Raw genomic sequence first — 894 nt, forward strand, 5'->3', positions numbered from 1 at the left:
CCGAGACGGCGGAGCGCGCCGTTCAGCCGCGCAGTCGTACCGACCAATTCGGCCGGCGTAGCGGAGTCAAGATCGGGGCCCCGAAAACGGGCGGTTCTCTGGAATGATCCATCCTTGTTAAGCACCACGCCCGGTGCAACAAGTGCCGCCCAGGGCAGGTAGTCGGCCAAACTGGACGGGCGTCTACGGTATTCGGCGAGGTTCATCATGAGAAAAGCCTCTCAGCATCCAAAATGCGCGGGATAGCGAAGGTGCCGGCGAACGACGTCGACGAACTGCGCATCGCGCTTGGCCGCCCAGGCGGCGGCGAAATGCCCGATCGCCCAGATGACAAGGCCAACGATCCAGAGCATCAAACCCAGGCCGACCGCACCGGCCAGCGTGCCGTTTGCGATGGCGACCGCACGCGGCGCGCCGCCGAGCAGGATCGGTTCGGTGAGCGCTCGATGCACGGGTGCGAAAAACCCGCGGACTTCGTCGTCCATCAGATCAGCGCTCCGCCGCCGAAAGAGAAGAACGACAGGAAGAACGAGCTCGCCGCGAAAGCGATCGACAGTCCGAACACGATCTGGATCAGGCGCCTGAAGCCTCCGGACGTGTCCCCGAAGGCGAGCGAAAGGCCCGTGACGATGATGATGATCACCGCCACGATCTTGGCGACCGGTCCCTCGACAGATTCGAGGATCTGCTGAAGCGGTTCTTCCCACGGCATGGAAGAGCCCGCGGCGTGGGCAGGCGCGATCATCATCGCGGCGACGGCAATCGTTGCTGAGATTGGGAGCGCCGCACGAACCTTGCGGATGGACGATGACGTGAAGCGGATCTGATTCATTCTGGAGCTCCATGAGGGATTGGGGATTGGCGATTGATTTGGTTGTCGAGCTTGGCTTCGAG

Annotated in this window: 3 protein-coding genes; all 3 read right to left on the minus strand. The window is 62.8% G+C overall.

What is annotated here, in order from left to right; translation table 11 throughout:
- Positions 1 to 209 (minus strand): hypothetical protein (locus tag EN991_RS37990; RefSeq protein WP_164769746.1); only part of this gene is annotated, 209 nt, incomplete at its 3' end.
- Positions 210 to 221: 12 nt separating this feature from the next.
- Positions 222 to 485 (minus strand): VirB3 family type IV secretion system protein, encoded by a 264-nt coding sequence (locus tag EN991_RS37995; protein WP_127370619.1) that lies wholly within the window; start codon positions 483 to 485, stop codon positions 222 to 224.
- Positions 485 to 748: a TrbC/VirB2 family protein gene (locus EN991_RS38000; protein ID WP_245461199.1), complete on the minus strand. Its 264-nt coding sequence runs from the start codon at positions 746 to 748 to the stop codon at positions 485 to 487. The genes EN991_RS37995 and EN991_RS38000 overlap by 1 nt, the downstream gene beginning before the upstream one ends.
- Between the last annotated feature and the right edge of the window lie 146 nt (positions 749 to 894).

Origin of the sequence: Mesorhizobium sp. M7A.F.Ca.US.005.03.2.1 (genome assembly GCF_003997795.1) — a bacterium.
Lineage (GTDB): Bacteria > Pseudomonadota > Alphaproteobacteria > Rhizobiales > Rhizobiaceae > Mesorhizobium > Mesorhizobium ciceri.

Excerpts from the sequence above, each read along its gene's own strand:
- EN991_RS38000 (WP_245461199.1), bottom strand. The coding sequence starts at position 748 with ATGATGATCGCGCCTGCCCACGCCGCGGGCTCTTCCATGCCGTGGGAA.
- EN991_RS37995 (WP_127370619.1), bottom strand. The coding sequence starts at position 485 with ATGGACGACGAAGTCCGCGGGTTTTTCGCACCCGTGCATCGAGCGCTC.